The organism is Amycolatopsis oliviviridis, assembly GCF_014654365.1.
GTDB classification, from domain to species: domain Bacteria; phylum Actinomycetota; class Actinomycetes; order Mycobacteriales; family Pseudonocardiaceae; genus Amycolatopsis; species Amycolatopsis oliviviridis.
In genome coordinates, this window is record NZ_BNAY01000007.1 from 396,605 (window position 1) to 414,064 (window position 17,460).

The following is a 17,460-nucleotide window of genomic DNA, read 5'->3' on the forward strand; positions in this document are numbered from 1 at the left end:
TGGGCGGTGGAGACTCGGAAGCGTCCCGAAAGCCACTTTCGGGACATCTGAAGTCGCGAAAGTGGCTTTCGCGACACCCGAAGTCGGCGCGACGGCGAGCGAACAGGACAACTTTGCCTACCCCAGAAGATAGTGAAGGCCTCCTTGCCCACCCTCAAGGTAGGCAAGGAGGCCTTCACCACTTCCCCGGAAACAGGCTCAGGAGGTCGGTGCCGCGTACAGGAGCCGGTTCGGTGAACCCGCGCCCGGATTGGTCAGCTTGTCCTTGATGGACGCGTCGATGAGTGCCGTTGCGACCTTGTCGGGTGTCGCGTCGGGATCGTTCTGCAGATAGCGAGCGGCCATGCCGACCACGTGCGGGGTCGCCATCGAGGTGCCGCTGATGGTCTTGGTCGCCGAGTCGTCGGTGTTCCACGACGAGGTGATGTCCGTGCCCGGCGCGAAGATGTCCACCACGTCGCCGTAGTTGGAGAAGCCGGAGCGCGAGTCGGTCTTGGTGCTCGAACCGACGGTGATCGCCTCGGTGACGCGAGCAGGGGAGTAGTTCGAAGCCTTGGCGTTGGAGTTGCCCGCGGCGATGCCGTAGGTGACCCCTGCGGCGATGGAGCGGCGGACGGCGCCGTCGAGGGTGCTCGAAGCGCTACCGCCCAGACTCATGTTGGCCACCGCCGGCTTGACGTGATTCTGGGTGACCCAGTCGATGCCTGCGACGACGCCCGCGGTGGTCCCGCTCCCGGAGTCGTCGAGCACCCGGACGCCGTAGATCGTGGCGCCTTTGGCTATGCCGTACTTCGCGCCCGCGATCGTGCCGGCCACATGGGTGCCGTGTCCGTGCCCGTCCTGGGCGACGGCATCGTCGTCGACGAAGTCATGGCCGTCGTGCGCACGGCCACCGAAGGTCTCGTGGCCGATCCGGACGCCGGTGTCGATGACATAGACGTTCACGCCCGCTCCCGTGGTGGTGTAGCCGTAGCGCTGATCGAACGGGAGATCGCTCTGGTCGACCCGGTCCAGTCCCCAGGAAGGGGGGTCGGTCTGGGTGTCGTCGGCGTGAACGCGCTGGTTCTGCTCGACGGAGGCGACCGACGGGTCGGCTGCCAGGCGCTTGGCTTGGCGCTCGGACATGGTCGCGGAGAAGCCAATGAGCGAACTGCTGTAGACCTTGTCGACCTTCGCGCCGAAGCGATCGGCGAGGGTGCTGACGGAGCCGGTGTCCTTCAAGGTGACGATGTAGCTGTCCGGCACCGCCTCTGCGGATCCGGCGGCGAGGATCCGCCCTTCGGCCGCCCGCGCGGGGGCGGCGGCGATGACACCGAGCACGACGGCGGCCACACCGGCCACGGCGACGGCGGTCAACCGGCGCGACTCTCGAATCGTTCGCATGCGTTCGTCCTGTCTTTGGCATGGACCGGCCGAAGAAGGACCATCGCGGTGGAAATGGTCAGGCCGGTTATGGGGAACTGTTTCCATCGATGCCAGGCGAATCACCGGCGTCGGTCAAGTGAAAGCCGGGAACAGGTGAATACAATGTTTGCCGACCTCTTCCGGGTCGAACGTTGCCGATGATTTTCGTCAGGTCGCGAATTTTTGTCAAGAAGGTGATCACGAGACGTTCCATGTGATGGAAACGAGTGCCGTCAACCGGATACGAGACGTTCGATTTCCAGGTCGAAGTCGATCCGCGATGACTCGGTGCCCAACGGGACGAGGTCGTAGGTGCGTTCGATGAATTCGGCCAACTCCCAGGCGTTCGCCTTCATGAACGCCGAGCCGTCCGGGGATTCCAGTTCGATGTGGACGCACTCGATATGGCTGTGGCAAGGCGTGAAACGGATATCACCCACGCCCGAGGTGGTCACGAGACCCTCTTCGAGCAGGTCGCGGGCGAAAAGCCACTCGACCCCGTTGGGGAAACGGGCCTTGACCGCAAAGGGGTCGCCGGGGTCGTAACTCATCTCGACACCGAACTTGACCTTGAAATCCTTTGTGGAATCGTCGATGAAGTCGACCATCTCACGGTGCACCTCGTGTCCGGGTGGGGCGCCGTCCTGTCCGCGGAGCTGCTTTTCCTCGTTCATGGCACCAGTGTCGGCGACGAGACTTCATTCCGGCTCTACGTCGCGAACGGGTCTCGTCAGCTGATCCAACCGTGTGTAAGGGCGAGTGCGATGAGTCCCTTCCGGATCTCGACGATCTGCTGGCCGGTCAGTGAGGGCGCGCCGAGCAGCAAGACCTCGGTGAGTTCGTCGCGGAGAGCCTGGGCCGTCATCGTTTCGCGGTCGGGCCGCCGATCCGTGCGAGAGTGCCGAGCTTGTCCGGACGGCTTCTCGTTGCCGCCGCGGCCCACCAGCATCACCTGGGAGGCCTTGAGACCCCGTTCGCCCTCCTCGGTGGAGAACTGCACCTGTACTCCCTCCGAAAGGAGGCGTTTGTCGAAGGTAAGGTCGTTGACGTGGAGAAAGACGTCCTCGTCTCCACCGTCCGGCGCCACGAAGCCATAACCGCGCGATTCGTCGTAACGGATTACCTTGCCCGTCATCACCATGGGCGTCTCCTTGGGGCCAGGTCCGGGCACAAAAGGTCGGTGTTCCGCCCGTGTCCTCGGGTCAGCATGATGGCGCCCCGACGCGCTTCGAGGGCGCCGTGTCACGGATCAAGGTGCTTTCGGCGGGAGAACGTGCCCGAATTTCTCGCCCGAATCCGGCCGAACATCGGAGAACAATGAACCTTAGGGCAGGGGACGACGACTGAACGCCATTTCCTCCTGCCTCACCGCCAGAATAAGTGGACAGTCCGTGAGACCTGGGAGAGATGAATGAGCCACCCCCTCAGCTTCGAGCTGCACGAGACGCTGCTTCGGGTCGCCGGCTGGCTGCCGGACGAACAGCTCAGCACCGCCCGGAGTCTCCTGGCCGAAGGCCGGTGCGGGGAGGCCGCGAGCCTGATCGCCTTCGCGGGCCGCCGGACGGTGCTGCCGCTGATCGACGACGACCTCGACACCCTGGCCGAATTGCTGGAAGAGGAGGGCCGGGATCCCGCGGTACTCGACGCCGTCGAACTCGCCGCCGACAACGCTCCGCTCCTCTGGAGGTTCTCGGCGGAGTGGAATACCTCCGACGAGGCCGAGGAGAATGACGAGAAGAACCAGACCATGCTGGTGGCCGCGTTCGCCGAGCAAGATCTGCTCGCGGCGGTCGGGGAAGAACCTGGTGTGCGTGCCCTCTGGAGCGCGATCCGCCGCCCCGCCGACGAATCGCCTTATCCGCGGCCGCGGGTGGTCTACGTCGTGGAGGTCGACGACGACGAGATCGACGGGCTGGGCGAGCTGACGGGGCGGCTCCAAGAGCGGTTGATCGCCGCGGGAGAACGTGACCCTCAGGTCGAACTGCTGTCCATGTACGGCGGATGGCCCACCTATCAACGGGCCGTGCGAGCGATGGGCAGGCTGCTCTGGGCGGCCGACGCCGATGTGGAGATCAGGGTCGCCAAGATCTTCGACGAGGTCGACCCCGAATCCGGTCCTAGCTTCTCGCCGGACCGCGCGAAGATCGTCGACGAGGAGTTCCGCGCATCGCTCATCGACTACCTCAAGGCCGGCACCGAATTGCTGGTGACCACGGCGACTTTGGAGGATGTCGTGGAGCCCGCCAAGGGTTCGGTGGTACCGATGAGTTTCCGCACGGACGGCGCCTGGGTGTGGACCGATGCGGTGAGCTATTACCTGGAGAACTACCAGCTCACGCCGGACCCCGAACTGGTCGAACACATCCAGCTCGCCGACGGCCCACCGTCCGCCATCGACAGCGTCGCCCGCCGTCGCGCGATGGACGCGCTGAGGCCTTCGCCGGACAACCAGCCGGTGTGGTCCGGCTCCTGACTACCCCCGCCCTTGCCTCCTCTATCCGTGAATGCCTCTGTCCCCCTGTGGGCGGGAACAGAGGCATTCACGGATAACCGGCCAGGTCAGGAGGACTCGTCGTCCAGACCCGCCAAGAAGGCCCGTGCGACATCGGCTTCCTCTCCGTCCAACCGGACGAAGATGTCGAGCGCGCGATGAGCCAGCTCTCGGGCCTGGGCGAGGCGTGAAGCCTGCTTCTGCAGTGTGGCGATCCCCAGCAGTGCCAATGCTTCGTGATACCGATCGCCCAGTTTCCGGCATAGCCGCAGTGCGGCTTCGTACTGACGCAGCGCCATCGCGGGATCGCCGAGATCCCGGTGAGCGTGGGCCGTGTTCACCAGCATGTTGGCTTCCAGCAGGCTCGCGCCGGCCGCTCGCGCGGCTTCGAGTCCGATCGCGCCGTACTCGAGCGCCTTTTCGGGTTGGTTCGACTCGGCGTACAACTCGCACAGTGAATCGAGGCATCCGGCCGTGCGGTAGTCGCCGCCGAACTTCTTGGTGAGCTGGAAGGCCTCCTGGGCGTACTGGATGCCCTGGTCGTACTGCTTCATTTCGCGAAGGGTCGACGCCAGGTTCACCAGCAGCCGCAGCAACAGATCCTCGTTGCCCGCCGGGCGGGCGAGGGCGACGCCCCGCTCGAGATGTCGCACGGCCTCGTCGTTGCGCCCAAGCCGAGAACTGGCGATTCCGAACTGGATCAGGATCCGCATCTGCGGTTCCGGATCCTCCAGTTGCTCGGCTGAGACCAAGGCGACGGTCAGCAGTTTCCTCCACTCGGTGAGCTGGCCGGTGGAGTAGTAGTGCTCGTACATGCACCAGGCCAGCTGCCAAGCGATCCCGTACTCACCCAGCTCAGTCGCCCGCTCGGTGAGAGCCAGGACGTTGAGCGCCTCCAGTGCACACCAGGCACGAGCGGCTTCGGGAGAATCGAGATCCGGCAGGTCATACGGCGTGGATGGGAGGTTCGCAGGGAACAGGTGATAATCGGGGAGAATGCGTTGAATCGCCGACCGCGCGCTGAACAGGTACCAGGCCAGCAAGGAGTGCATGGCCGCCGCACGTTCTTCTTCGGTCTCCTGGGCTTTCACGAGTTCGCCGGCGTAGGTCCTGATGAGATCGTGAAAGTGGAAGCGGTCGCCGGAGTCGTCGAGCAGATGCTGATCGCTCAGGCTCCGGAGCAGGTTCTCGGTCTCCGTGCCTGTCGCGCCGACGAGGGCAGCGGCCGCGGCGATGCCGACGTCGGGGCCGGGAAGCAGGCCGAGGTACCGGAACGCCCTGGCGAGCGCGGGGTCGAGGGAATCATAGGACCAGGAGAAGATTCCACGCACCGAGGACATCTCGTCGTCGTCGAGTTCGAGTGCGTCGAGCTGCTCGTCGATCAGGTTCTCGACAAGTTCGTGAAGACTCCGGTCCGACCTGGACGAGATCTTCTCCGCCGCGACTCGCAAGGCGAGCGGAAGGTACCCACAGAGCTGAGCCAGTCTCGCCGCCTCGGCCGGTTCCGCGTCGACGCGCTCGGCCCCGATGGCGTTGCGCAACAGCTCCAGCGCCTCGGCTTCGGTCAGCAGGCCGAGCGTCAACCGGCGTGCGCCGTCACGCGCCACCAGCCCACTCAGGCGATTCCGGCTGGTGACGAGCACCAGACTGCTCGACACGCCCGGCAACAGTCCGCGCACCTGTTCGGTGGACACCGCGTTGTCCAGCAGGATCAGGACCCGCTTGCCGGAGAGCAGGCTCCGGTACAACGACGCCTGGGCTTCCGGCTCCTGGCGCCGGCTGGAGCTGCCGAGTGCCCAGAGCAGGTGGCCGAGTGCCTCTGAAGGGCTGAGGGGCGGGCGATTCGGATCGAAGCCGCGGAGATCCAGGTAAAGCTGGCCATCGGGATAGTTCGGGGCGACCTGGCGGGCGAAGCGCACGGCGAGTGAGGTCTTGCCGATCCCGCCCGCACCGTCGATGGCCGAGATGACGAGGGCCTGGCCGGTCGACGCGGTGCCGATGCGCCACTTCGCCAGTTGCTCGATTTCACCTGCCCTGCCGACGAAGTCGGCCACTTCATGGGGAAGCTGGGCGGGGATCGGCGACCGCGTGCGAATGCTTGTTCCGGCCGGTTCGAGGCTCGGATCGGAGCGCAGCATCCGCAGGTGCAGATCGCGGAGTTCGGTGCCCGGGTCGAGGCCGAGCTCGGCGACGAACAAGCGGCGTACCATGTCGAATTCCGCCAGGGCGTCCGCCCGTCGTCCGCTGCGGTACAGGGCCAGCATGTGCTGGGCGCGGAGCCGTTCCCGGAACGGCTCCGCCTCGACGGCCTCACCCAGTTCCGTGATCAGCTCCTGATGCCTGCCGGTGGCGAGCATCAGCTCGGCCCGCTCTTCGATGAGCTGATAGCGCAGTTTGGTCAGGCGGACACGCTCGGCTTCGGCGAATGGCCCCGGGATCCCGAACAGTGGCGTTCCTCGCCACAGGGAAAGACTTTCGGCGATGACGTCCGCCGCGGCGGAACGGCCTCCTGCGGTGGCCAGTTCGCGTGCCCGGCGGAAACCGGCTTCGGCGACCGCCAGATCGACGTCGTCAGGGTCGAGAACGAGCCGGTATCCGGATCCGGCCCGCACCAAGACATCTTCGCCGGCCACGGACAGCGCACGACGAAGCCCGTAGATGTAGGTGTGCACACTGCCGTCGACGGACGGCGGAGCGGTAGTGCCCCAGACACCATCGATCAGTTCGGTGCGCGACACGGTCTGACCGGCGCGGATGGCGAGAATCGCCAGTACCGCACGTTGGCGAGGCGCACCGAGGGCGATCGCCCGGGTGCCCACGCGTGCGGCGACTTCTCCCAGTAGTTCGATTCGCAGGATTTGCCCGGCACCGGCCATGTCGTTTCTACCTCCAGCCGGTACTCAGTATCGCGGAACAGGTGCGGACGACCTTACCAGCTGGTGCATTTTGCCCTTTTTTACCGTCGACTCTGACCGAGTCGCGGGACACTCTATCGAGTCCTTCGCATGAGTTATCACGTAGAGAAGTAATGAAGAGTGGCAGCCGATGGTGCGACGACGAGGGGACAGTCGAACCTGGATGGTGATCGGGATGGCAACGAATCGGGTGGAGTTGAACCGGCGGGAGCGCGCGATTCTCGATGCGGTCGCGTCCGGGCGGGCGACGCTGATCTCCTGCTGTGAACCGGATCTCCTCGTGGACGGCGGTTGGTGCGATCACGCCGCGGTGCACCGGTTGCGGGAACTGGGTCTCATCGAAGGTGTGGCGCAGGTCCCGTTCGGGGAGTTCACCCCCGCGGTGGCGACCGAAGCGGGCAAAGCCGCTCTGGAATCGAACGGGGGCCTTGCGGCGTAGTGCATCCGGCCTCGTTTGCCCGAAAGGGCACATACATTCTCCGGTCGTCCTTGTCTTCTTGACTTCGGATTATCGGGTGATCAGATGGCCGGGAAAGAAAGTCAATCTTTTGAACCTTTCCGGATTGGATCCCGTGTTCATTTCGCAGGGTCTTTCGGAAGGGGCGGAATAAACGGATGTAAGGAGAAGATCATGCGAAGGAACCGGGTCGTATCGGCCATCGCCCTCGTCACCGCGGGTGTGTTCTCACTCGCGGCTTGTGGTTCGGAGCAGCAGGCGGCGGTCCCACCCCCGGACGCGGCCCAGCAGGTGGACACGGGCGCGGCCCCGGTTCTCCTCGCGGGGACGGCGAAAGCGAACAACGCGCAACCGAACACGGGCGACTGGGCGGTCGGCGAAGACGGCACCGCGAACACCGCGAAGCGGGAGGTCTCGCGGAACTGGGTCCAGCTCAAGGCGGACGAGGCGGGTGCGCTCGATCCGGTGGTCGTCAACGGGGCCGGCCTGACTCTCTACCGGTTCGACAAAGACACCGCCAAGCCTTCGAAGTCGACCTGCAACGGCGACTGTGCCAAGACCTGGCCTCCCGTGCTCGTGAACTCTGGGAGCAAGATCTTCCTCGCCGGGGTCAAAAGGTCGGCGGTCGGGACCGTCAAGCGGGACGACGGCACGCAGCAGGTCACGATCGGCGGCTGGCCGGTCTACCGGTTCGCCAAGGACGCCAAGGCCGGTGACACGAAGGGGCAGGGTGTCGGCGGCACCTGGTTCGGTGTCGCGCCGACCGGTCAGAAGTCCGTGGCACGAGGCGGGGCTCCCGCGTCGAACGAGCCGTCTTCGCCCGAGGACCGGCAGAACGCGACCAGTGCGATCCTTTTCGACGGCAAGAACTTCAGTGACAACGAGCCTTCGCAGGGCCTGTCGGGCACCGGCTGTAAAAACGTCGCGCGTCCCGGCGTCACCTCGTCGATCACCACCTCGGGTTCGCTGAAGCTGTGGAGCGAGAAGGACTGCAAGGGCAGGTCCGTCGTGATCGAGGGTGACGTCGCCGACCTCAGCGAGATCAATTTCGACGATACGGCCGCTTCGGTGTTTTTCGGATCCTGAGGCGGTCTTCGTCAGAAGTGAAGAAGGGTGGAGAAGCGGCACGCCCGGCGCCGATCCGGTGGCGGGCGTGCCGCTTCCACCCGGTCCCCAGGGATTTCGGCTCCTGACCGTGGCCGAGCGCGATCCCGAAACATCCTTCTGGAGGTATGAAATGAGACCGGTCGACATGATTCATGAGCCCGACGTGGTGCAGGAGACCGCGACCGGCTACATGGATCTGATGGCGTTCAAGCGCACGAGCTTTCGTTTTCAGTCTTGCCAACGATATCGGGTCGGGGGTGTGGAGAAAGCCGCCTTCGAGACCTTCAAGCAGACGGGTGTCTACGAGCTCGCCCAGGATGATCCCCGCTTGCTCCGGCAGCGCACCCAGCTCAGCGGGGGCCGTGTCCTGCAACGCGTTCAGCTGGTCGTCCCGCCGTTGTCGGACTATCTCCGGTTCGCCTTCGTCTACTTCGATCACTTCGCCCGCGCGGGCGAAGATCTGCGGATCCTGGACGTGTCCAAGATGGATTCGGACGGCTTGCCGAACCACGACTTCGTCCTGCTCGACGATGAGATCGTCATCAAGTTCAGGCACTCGAGTGAAGACGGCAGCGTCATCGGCAGGGAACTCATGACGAACGCCGACCTCGCCAGGTTTCGCGGCTACCGTGACCGAGCGCTGGAATTGGCAGTGCCCTTCGGCGAGTATCAGGAAAGGGGATGACTTCGAGGTGGCTCAGGCGGGCCTGCCGGTGTTCCGCGTGTCGTCCGGAACGCGAAGAATCCTTGTCGGCCGAACCGTTCGAAGAGAACCGCGGGTGGCGCCGGCGAAGCCCGGCGTCGATCGAACCCGGTGTCCGAGGTTTCGTTGACATGTTCCGGGTGACGCGACCGTTACGACGCCGGGGTGCGCGCGACTGAGCGACGATGCCGTGGCGGGAAGGCCCTTCCTCACGCGAAGCGGACGTCGGCGCAGGCAATCCACGCTCCGGCGGTACCCGCGACGCCGGAGTCGTCTTCGTTCCCGCTCACCGGTGTATCCCGGGGGAGGATTGGCCAAGCTTTCAGGCCGAAAGGGTAGATCGGCCTTCGCCGATCTTGCCGGGAGCTCGTTCGGCTCGGTTCAATCGGAAGCTGAGTGAGCTTGAGGAGAATGTCCATGGGGAACCCCCTTTTCGCTCCGCGTGCCGTCTTGTTCGCGAGCTGACCGATGACCGCGACAGGAGCCGACGGACGGCTGCCCGCCACCATGCGCGCGGTGCGCTTCGACTCGGTCACCGGAGATCTGAGCCTCCAGGAAGTACCCGTACGCGCCCCGGACGTGGACGAGGTCGTGGTCAAGATCGCGGCCTGCGGGATCTGCAACTCCGATCTGGACCGGATCGACGGCAGGGTCACCCCGGTGCTGCCGGTGTTCACTCCCGGCCACGAAGCGGCCGGCGTCGTCGTCGCGGTCGGTGAGCGGGTGAGCCTCTGGGCACCCGGTGATCGCGTGGTCTTGGCCGCCGGGCGGGAATGTGGCCACTGCGCCGAATGCCGGGTAGGCGGTGGCCCTGACGACTGCGCCGATCCGCATCTGATGGCGGTCCACTGCGACGGTGCCTGGGCCGAGTACGTGACGACCTCGGCCACGGCCCTCGTCGGGGTCCCGGATTCGATCCCGCTCGAGCAGGCGACCGTCCTATCGGGATCGGTGTCGACGCCTTACGGTGCCATCGACACCGCACGGTTGCGGCCCGCCGAGGCGGTCGGTGTTTGGGGACTGGGTGCCCTCGGTACGCATCTGGTGCAGCTGGCCCGGATATGTGGCGCTTCCCCGATCATCGCTCTCGATCCCCGCCCCGTGGCCCGCGAGCGCGCGCTGGGGCGAGGGGCCGACGTGGCGCTGGATCCGGCGAACCGCCAGGTGACCTCCTACATCAAGGAGATCACCAAAGGACGTGGGCTTGATGTGGCCTTCGACCTCGTGGGATGTCCCTCTACCTTCGGGCAGGCGCGGGAGGTGCTGCGCAAACGGGGCAGGCTTGTGATGGTGAGCGCGTCGCCCGACACGCAGGAGGTCGGCCGCGAGCTGCCGCTGGCGCGCAACGATCAGATCGTCGTCGGGCACACGGGATACCGGGTCACTCACCTCGAAGGCGTGGTGGAACTCATGGAGCGCGGGCGTCTCGACATCGACGGATCGATCAGCGCGATCCTGCCGCTGGAGCAGGTGATCGAGGGGGTGCGCAGGATGCGCGAGCACGACGACGCCCCGATCAGGGTACTGCTGCGTCCTTGAAGATCTTTCCGTATTGGCCGTCGTTCAACGCCCTGGCCTGGGGCGTTGAGAGATCGTGAAGTTCGGTTTCCCATGCTCGAAACCAAGAGATTGGCAAGAGCGGGAGGCCTACGATGGAACCGGTACGTGTTGCGGTGCGGGCAGTCGATCCGGTCATGCAGGCGGGGCTTACGAGTTTCCTCCGGGTGCGGCCCGAGCTGACCGTCGTCGACCGGTGTGAACTCACCGAGCGGGATGTCCTGGTCGTCCAGATCGAGCGGATGACGCCCCAGGCTGTCGCCGATCTGCGGGACGACGGCGTCCCAGGCCGCGTGTCGAAAGTGCTGCTGGCAGGCGAACTTCAAGAGAGTGACCTGCTGACCGCGGTCGAATGTCAGGTGGTGGCCGTACTCCCGCGCGCCCGGACCACGGGCGACCAGCTCGTGGAGGCCGTTCTGTCCGTTCCAGGACAGGGACGCCTGCCTGCGGACCTCCTCGAAGAGGTGCTCGACAGTGTCCGGCGGCTTCCACGAGAAGTGCTGATGTCGCGTGAGGACGGTGCAGCAGGACTGACGCCGCGTGAGGTGGATGTGTTGCGCTTGATGGCGGAAGGGCATGACACCGAAGACATCGCGGACAAGCTGTGCTATTCCGCGCGCACAGTGAAGAACGTCATCTACGAGTTGACCAGCCGGCTGAACCTGCGGAACCGGCCGCACGCGGTGGCGTATGCCATGCGAGCGGGCGCGATCTGAACCGGTCAGGCAGATCTGTTGTCCCGAACGTCACGCCGGGGACGCTCACCGTCTCGAACGTGGCGCTCGGGACATACTGCCTTCACGGACTTGGTGCCCTGAGTGGACCTGGAGGGCTCCGGTGAGGGCACACCTCAAAGCAGGCCTCGGTTCGCGGACCCTGTACGGTCCGGTGCGACAGCAGAAAAGCTTCGGCGGTTTCTGCGTCGATGCGGCCCTTCGTCACCAGCTCGACGATGTCGCGTTCCACTGCCGACGAGGACGACCGTCGGTCTCGCGGGGCGACGATGTCGGGCGCCCGCGCGGCTGCCCAGACCCCGTGTAATCGATTACTCGCGCAGTGAACATCCCAGCTGACAGCCAAAACGCCGAGGTGACGCAGGACTGTCCCGGTGTGGTGTCTCGTGCGCAGGAACCGGTCTGTCAGCAGGAAGTCGTAGCTTTCCCGCTCGCTGGCACCGTCCACATCGGCCAGTCGCTTGGCTTCACGTTCGGCCACGCAGAGTTCACACCGCGTGGGCTCCGCCAGGCGGAAGCTACTTCGGCGCCGCCAGATCTGTGACGTATGGGGCGCGTCGTCGCTCCCCGCGGCCCGGTCCGGGGCGCTGCCGGCCTCCATGGCGAGTTCGAGCGGTTCCTGACCGAGCCGGACCATCACGACGACGTAGGCGGCGAGGAGCACTTCGCGACGCGGATCGTCGGTAGGGAAGTCGTCCAAGGACCGTCGCAGCAACTCGGCCGCGACCAGGGGAGAACGGTTCGTCAGGGACTCGTGGTGTTCCACGAGCCAGTCGATGACCCAGTCGTCGATCGCTGTGGGTACGGCCACCAGCTGGTGCGCGATCTGTTCGACGTCCGAACCGATGTCCGCCAGCGCCATTGCGGCGCGGCGATGCCAGTCGGCCCGCATGTCGATGGGGATCTCGTTGTACAGCGCCCAGCGGTGCATGGGGTGCCGGAACGCCAGCTGGGTGCCGGTTTCGACGATGATCCGCATTTCCATGACCTGCTCGAAAGCTCCGAGCAGCTCGGACGGCATCTTGTCCATCGTCGCCGCGACCTCGGTCAGCCCGAACTCCATGCCGAGCACTGCCGCGCGGCGGACCGTCTCCCTGGCGTGGTCGTCCATCATGTCCAGGGTGCGGGCGATCGCTTCGAGCAGCGACTCGGGAGCTTCCACGCTGCTGTGTGTGTCAGAGGTTCCGTCAATAGTCTCCAGGGGGCGCCCGTGCGTCAGCGCATCGGTCGTCTCGCGGAGATAGAGGGGGTTGCCCGCGGCCTTGGGAACCAGCGATCGCAGCTGTTCGCTGGGCAGGGCCCCGAGCAGATCGGCGAGTACGGCTTCGGCGTCCGCGTCGGCGAGCGGTTCGAGCTTGATCACTTCGAGTCCGCGAGATTCGGCGGCTCGGCGCACCTGCTCCAGTTTTTCCCGACGCGGCACCGGACGTGAAGTCGCGACCAGCAGCAGCGGCAGCTGTCTGGCGGCCGTGGACAGCCGGTTCCACATGAGCACACTGGCCTCGTCAGCCCACTGAAGGTCGTCCACGACCAGCAGCAGCGGCGCGGTGGCGCAGAGTTCGTCGATGTAGGCCAGAATCCGGTCCGCGGTCGCGGCGGGCAGATCCACGTTCGCCGAGGGCGGCCGTGCTTCGGTCTCGTCGATCTCCAGCCCGAGAGCGTCCATGATCACTCGCAAGGGGGAGGGCCGGTCCAGCTCGCCGGCGGCGCCCCAGGCGACGTGACAGCCGCGCTCGCCGAGACCTGCCAGCGCTGTGCTGAGTAGTTCCGATTTCCCGATCCCGGGTTCGCCGTCGATCCACGCCGACCGGCCGTGTCCGTTCAGGACGTCGTCGGCAAGCCGGCGGAGGATGGCGAGTTCGGCTTCACGGCCATGGCACGAATGCGGGTTGGTCCGGCGCTCCTCGATGGTGTGGGACACCTGTGCCGGGAAGACGGAGAGAAGCTTCTCTTGTGGGGCCACCGCCGGGGAAGACGGTGCCAAGGCGGGATCGTCGGTCAGGATCTGCCGGTGCGCCTCGACGAGCTCCCGGCCGGGAGCCGTGTTCAGCTCGCGCCGCAGTACCTCGCGCGCGCTGCGGAACGTCTCCAACGCCTCCGTGGTCCGGCCGCTGCGGTGCAGGGCGATCATCAGCGCCCGCCAGAGCGGCTCTCGCAACGGATGCTCCCGCACCAGCACGGTCAACTCGGGAACGAGATCCTCGTACAAGCCGAGTTTGAGCAGCCCCTCGGCGCGCATTTTGAGGGCGAGGACGCGCTGTTCGGTCAGGTTCGTGCGCAGTGATTCTGCGTAGGGGCCGGTAATACCCGACAGCGCCTCACCCTTCCACTGCGCCAGCGCGAGGTCGAGGGTCTCGACCGCCTGACCGATTTCGCCGTCCTGCCAAAGCATTCGCGCCGCTCCGACGTGCCGTTCGAACACGCGGATGTCGAGCGCGTCGTCGTCCAGCCGGAGCCGGTAGCCTGCGGAGTCCGACACGAGCAGGCCGTCGGTCGACCACTTGGTCCGGCTCGGGTCGAATCCGCGGCGCAGCCCGGAGATGTAGGTGTGCACGCTTCCGTTGGCGCTGGCGGGGGCGGCGTCGCCCCAGACCGCCTGGATCAACTCGCTCCGGGTAACCGGTTGAGTCACCGCCCGCGTCGCCAGCGCGGCGAACACAGCACGCTGCCGTGCGGGGCCCAGGTCGAGCTCTTGGTCACCGAGCCAGGCGCGCAGCGAACCGAGCGCCTCCACCCGCAGTTCGTCGCCGGTCATCCGTACCTCCGGCGGATTTCGGTCTCGACTCGCCGCTTCGCCCGCCGGGCGTCCAGCACCGCGCCGAGATCCTCGTAGCCGCTCAACGCCGCGTGCAGAGCCGTCCCCGCTCCGTCCTCATCGCCGTTCTTGGCCGAAAGGACAGCCGCGTCCTCCATGGCCTGCGCTTCACCGAAACGGTCGCCGGCCGACCGGAGCGCGGCGGCGACGGTGAGCGCGGCGCCGGGATCGTCGTCGAGCAGTGCCCGGCACCTGAGCGCGGCCGCCTCCTGGCCGGGCGTTCGTTCGCACAGCAGGGTCGCCAGCTTGGCGTGGTCGTGTTCCTGCAGGTCGACCGCGAGTCGGACCAGACCGGGCATCCAGGGGCAGACGATCTCGTCCTCGACCTCGAGCATGCTCGCCAGCAATCCGAACGCGACAGTCGGCCGGTCTTCGGCCTCGGCCAGCAGCGCGTTGGTCGCGAGCATGAAATCGGTGCCGTCGGTGCCGAATTCGCCCGCCGGTGCCAGTGCCCAGATAGACATCAGATGGGCGCGGGCGTCCTGGACCTTCCCGCGGTGCGCGGAGATCGCTGCCGCGACGCCGCTGAGCTGCCGCAGCGCCATGGGGCGGCCCAGGGTCTGGCGGGCGAGGGTCACGCCGCCGCTCAGCCGGTCGGTCAGCTCCGCCAGCGGAGCGTCCCAGTGGCCGGTCCAGTACGAACTCGTCGCGCCGAGCCCGGTCGTGGCCCGCTGGGCAGGGATCCGGGGCCCAGCCGCTCCGCTGTCGGCCGTGCAGACAGGCCACCAGCCGACCCGCGTTCGGGACAGGAGGGCTTCCTGCACCGTCCGCCAAGCCGGCGGGGTGTCCGTGTCGTTCAGCGCTTCCTCGAGTACTTGCGTCGCCTGGGCGACGTCACCGCGCAGCAGGCGTGAATAGGCCAGGAGCCAACGCATCTCCGCCACCACGTCGGCGTTCTTGGTCTGCGCGGCGACCTGGCCCACCTCGGCGCAGAGGTCGCGTTCGAGCCAGAGTGTCAGCCGCGCCGTCGCGATCCCGAACTCCTCGCGCAGGGCGGCGGGGACGGTGCCCGAGCTGTTCACCTTGTGCAGTAACTGCATGGAGGACAAGGGCGCCCTCGGCGCGAGGGTGTAGACCTCGCGTGCCAGCCAGTCGCAGAACCACTTGTCGACCGGAACAGGGGCGGACAGAAGCTGGGAGGCGACCCGCTCCACGGGGGCGCCCGATCCCGCGAGGGTCTCGGCGAGCTGCCTGTGCAGCGCGACACGGATCGCCGTTGGTGTCCTCGCGTAGAGCGCCTCGCGGACGACCGGATGCTTGAAGGCCATCCTGCCGCGGGCTCGCACCACCAGGCCGACGTCTTCGACCTCGTCGAGGACGTGGTCGAGCTCTTCCGCAGGCCGTCCCATCGCGATGGCGAGGTCACCACGGGTGAAGAACCGGTCCAGCAAGGCGGCCCATCGGAGCACCTCCGAGGCGGCCGCTGACAGGAAACCCAGCCTGCGGTTGAGGGTTTCCAACGCGGCGCGGGGGATGGCGGGACAAGCACCGGTTCCACCGTGCTCCGGTGGCTCGGTCCCGTCGAGCGCCTGCACGATGCTCCTGACGAAGAGCGGATTGCCCGCGGCGGTCCGGGCGAGTGCGAGCAGTGCCGGTCCTGGCACCGTCAAGTTGAGCCCGATGAGGAGGTCGCGGACGTCCTCATCGGGCAGAGGAAGCACTTTTTCGATCCGGGTGCCCATCCTGGCGAGTTCCGCGCGAATGTCGTGGAGCCGGTGACGGCGTGACACCCGGCGGCTGACTCCGATCAACAGCAGCGGGAGCCGGGCGCACCGGGCCGCCAGCAGCCGCCACACCTCGAGGCTTGCGGGGTCCGCCCACTGCAGATCGTCGGCGACCAGGATCATCGGCCGTTCCTGGCTGAGTCCCGTCACCAGATCGACGATCAGGGCCACGGCAGTGGGAACGGTTGCTTCGTCGGCCGTCAGCTGCCGAATGGCGCGGGCCACCTCACGGCGGCGGGGCTCCGGGGAATTCATCCCGATGTCCAGGCAGTCGAGAATGAGTTGCAGCGGTGGGCGCTGACCGACTTCGTCCGCGGAGGCGGTGGCGACAGTGCACTCCGTCGCGCCCTCCAGGCCGGCGGAGACCAGCGCGGACTTACCGATACCGAGCTCGCCCTCGAACCACAGGGAGCTCCCTTGGCCGTCGGCGATCCCCCGCACCGCGGTCTGGATGACGGCGAGTTCGCAGCCGCGTCCGACGAAGACCGAGGGCCGGTCGCCCTGCGTCGGACGAGCAGCGACCGAGGTGCGCGGGGCGTGTGTCACGTCACGCCACAGTGTCGGGTCGTCCGCCTTGATCTGCTCGTAGCGGGACGTGAGGTCGGCTCCGGGTTCGATACCGAGCTCGTCGATGGTCTCGGTCCGCAAGCCTTCGAAGACCTTCAACGCCTCTTGCCGCCGTCCGCAGCGGTAGAGCGCGAGCAGGTGGAGACTCTGGAGACCTTCGCGCATGGGGTGCTCCGCCGCGACCGGGCGGAGGTCGGCGAGCAGCTTCTGGTGTTCGCCGGCGTCGAGCATCAGTCTGGCGCGCCGTTCGATGACGTCCAGCCGTAGTTCCCGCAGGCGTTCACGCTGTGTAGCGGCGAACGGGCCGCCCAGCCCGTCCAGAGGATCGGCCCGGAAAAGACTCAGGGCCTTGTCGAGCGCAGCGAGCGTTCCGGGCACATCGCGTCCGCGTTCGCACAGCCTGGCCCGTTCACGCAGGTTCTCGAAACGGACGACGTCGATCGACTCCGAGTCGACGCGCAGGCAGTAACCAGATCCGCTCGAAGCCAGAACCTCGGTCGATTCGCGACGCATCCGGTCGGGGTCGAGCGCGGTCCGCAGTGACGAAACGTAGGTGTAAATACTGCCATTCGCGCTGGTAGGAGCCTCTTCGCCCCAGATGGCGTCGATCAGCGTCGGGCGGGTGACCACCTGGTTCGCGTGCAGCGCCAAGACCGCGAGCAGCGTCCGCCGCTGGGCCGAGCCGAGCACTACCTCCTGGCCACCCCGCCAGGCCCGGACCGGACCGAAGAGATCAACTTGCAACCGCATCAATGCCTCCGCGGTGTGCTGCGCGACTACTGTATGTCGTCACCGTTAGGCCTAAACCGCTGGAAAAAGTGGTCACCCGTTCGCCCTTTTGACCACGGATGGCTTGAAATGATGATCCAACGGCTACTCGGCGTATACGTCATCCCGGGTCGGGATCCTGTGGTTCCTCCACAGGTAGTGGTGACGAACGCGGGTGTGATTCACCTTTGCGGTCGCCTGGCCGGGGGTTTTCCTGG

General features: G+C 66.4%; 12 protein-coding genes. 6 read left to right on the top strand and 6 right to left on the bottom strand.

Annotated features, from left to right (window positions below; genetic code table 11):
- Positions 1 to 198: 198 nt before the first annotated feature.
- The 3 genes from IE302_RS29420 to IE302_RS29430 all read right to left on the bottom strand — a co-directional run bounded on the left by IE302_RS29420 (position 199) and on the right by IE302_RS29430 (position 2,545).
- Positions 199 to 1,383, bottom strand: coding sequence for a S8 family peptidase (locus tag IE302_RS29420; RefSeq protein WP_191257674.1), 1,185 nt, complete (start codon positions 1,381 to 1,383; stop codon positions 199 to 201).
- Positions 1,384 to 1,637: 254 nt separating this feature from the next.
- Entirely contained in the window at positions 1,638 to 2,012 is a 375-nt protein-coding gene (locus tag IE302_RS29425; protein ID WP_191257675.1) for an SsgA family sporulation/cell division regulator, read from the bottom strand.
- Positions 2,013 to 2,134: 122 nt separating this feature from the next.
- Complete coding sequence (locus tag IE302_RS29430) at positions 2,135 to 2,545, bottom strand: cold shock domain-containing protein (protein WP_191257676.1); 411 nt, start codon at positions 2,543 to 2,545, stop codon at positions 2,135 to 2,137.
- A 270-nt stretch (positions 2,546 to 2,815) separates the two neighbouring features.
- On the opposite strand from IE302_RS29430, the gene IE302_RS29435 reads away from it, so the two are divergent.
- On the top strand, positions 2,816 to 3,877 hold the full coding sequence (locus tag IE302_RS29435; protein ID WP_191257677.1) for a hypothetical protein: 1,062 nt from the start codon (positions 2,816 to 2,818) through the stop codon (positions 3,875 to 3,877).
- Between the two features lie 86 nt (positions 3,878 to 3,963).
- Here IE302_RS29435 and IE302_RS29440 read toward each other — a convergent pair whose 3' ends face one another.
- Positions 3,964 to 6,714 (bottom strand): AfsR/SARP family transcriptional regulator, encoded by a 2,751-nt coding sequence (locus tag IE302_RS29440; protein ID WP_229907991.1) that lies wholly within the window; start codon positions 6,712 to 6,714, stop codon positions 3,964 to 3,966.
- A gap of 271 nt (positions 6,715 to 6,985) precedes the next feature.
- Between IE302_RS29440 and IE302_RS29445 the strand changes: the two genes are divergently transcribed.
- From IE302_RS29445 to IE302_RS29465, 5 genes are all read left to right on the top strand, one after another.
- Positions 6,986 to 7,249, top strand: a complete 264-nt coding sequence (locus IE302_RS29445) for a hypothetical protein (RefSeq protein ID WP_191257679.1) — start codon at positions 6,986 to 6,988, stop codon at positions 7,247 to 7,249.
- A 192-nt stretch (positions 7,250 to 7,441) separates the two neighbouring features.
- Positions 7,442 to 8,353, top strand: a complete 912-nt coding sequence (locus tag IE302_RS29450; protein WP_191257680.1) for a hypothetical protein — start codon at positions 7,442 to 7,444, stop codon at positions 8,351 to 8,353.
- 109 nt (positions 8,354 to 8,462) lie between these two features.
- Complete coding sequence (locus IE302_RS29455) at positions 8,463 to 9,059, top strand: DUF6879 family protein (protein WP_191257681.1); 597 nt, start codon at positions 8,463 to 8,465, stop codon at positions 9,057 to 9,059.
- Positions 9,060 to 9,545: 486 nt separating this feature from the next.
- On the top strand, positions 9,546 to 10,616 hold the full coding sequence (locus IE302_RS29460) for a zinc-binding dehydrogenase (RefSeq protein ID WP_229907992.1): 1,071 nt from the start codon (positions 9,546 to 9,548) through the stop codon (positions 10,614 to 10,616).
- A 113-nt stretch (positions 10,617 to 10,729) separates the two neighbouring features.
- Positions 10,730 to 11,350, top strand: a complete 621-nt coding sequence (locus IE302_RS29465) for a helix-turn-helix transcriptional regulator (RefSeq protein ID WP_191257682.1) — start codon at positions 10,730 to 10,732, stop codon at positions 11,348 to 11,350.
- An 82-nt stretch (positions 11,351 to 11,432) separates the two neighbouring features.
- Here IE302_RS29465 and IE302_RS29470 read toward each other — a convergent pair whose 3' ends face one another.
- Together IE302_RS29470 and IE302_RS29475 are read right to left on the bottom strand one after the other, a co-directional pair.
- Positions 11,433 to 14,123, bottom strand: a complete 2,691-nt coding sequence (locus tag IE302_RS29470; RefSeq protein WP_191257683.1) for an ATP-binding protein — start codon at positions 14,121 to 14,123, stop codon at positions 11,433 to 11,435.
- The gene (locus tag IE302_RS29475; protein WP_191257684.1) at positions 14,120 to 17,224 is read right to left on the bottom strand and encodes an ATP-binding protein; all 3,105 of its coding nucleotides are present in this window, start codon (positions 17,222 to 17,224) and stop codon (positions 14,120 to 14,122) included. Before IE302_RS29475 ends, IE302_RS29470 begins: the two co-directional genes overlap by 4 nt.
- Positions 17,225 to 17,460 lie beyond the last annotated feature (236 nt).

Bases quoted from the DNA above. Each gene is read 5' to 3' on its own strand.
- IE302_RS29420 (WP_191257674.1), bottom strand. From the start codon at position 1,383: ATGCGAACGATTCGAGAGTCGCGCCGGTTGACCGCCGTCGCCGTGGCC.
- IE302_RS29425 (WP_191257675.1), bottom strand. From the start codon at position 2,012: ATGGTCGACTTCATCGACGATTCCACAAAGGATTTCAAGGTCAAGTTC.
- IE302_RS29430 (WP_191257676.1), bottom strand. From the start codon at position 2,545: ATGGTGATGACGGGCAAGGTAATCCGTTACGACGAATCGCGCGGTTAT.
- IE302_RS29435 (WP_191257677.1), top strand. From the start codon at position 2,816: ATGAGCCACCCCCTCAGCTTCGAGCTGCACGAGACGCTGCTTCGGGTC.
- IE302_RS29445 (WP_191257679.1), top strand. From the start codon at position 6,986: ATGGCAACGAATCGGGTGGAGTTGAACCGGCGGGAGCGCGCGATTCTC.
- IE302_RS29450 (WP_191257680.1), top strand. From the start codon at position 7,442: ATGCGAAGGAACCGGGTCGTATCGGCCATCGCCCTCGTCACCGCGGGT.
- IE302_RS29460 (WP_229907992.1), top strand. From the start codon at position 9,546: ATGACCGCGACAGGAGCCGACGGACGGCTGCCCGCCACCATGCGCGCG.
- IE302_RS29465 (WP_191257682.1), top strand. From the start codon at position 10,730: ATGGAACCGGTACGTGTTGCGGTGCGGGCAGTCGATCCGGTCATGCAG.
- IE302_RS29470 (WP_191257683.1), bottom strand. From the start codon at position 14,123: ATGACCGGCGACGAACTGCGGGTGGAGGCGCTCGGTTCGCTGCGCGCC.
- IE302_RS29475 (WP_191257684.1), bottom strand. From the start codon at position 17,224: ATGCGGTTGCAAGTTGATCTCTTCGGTCCGGTCCGGGCCTGGCGGGGT.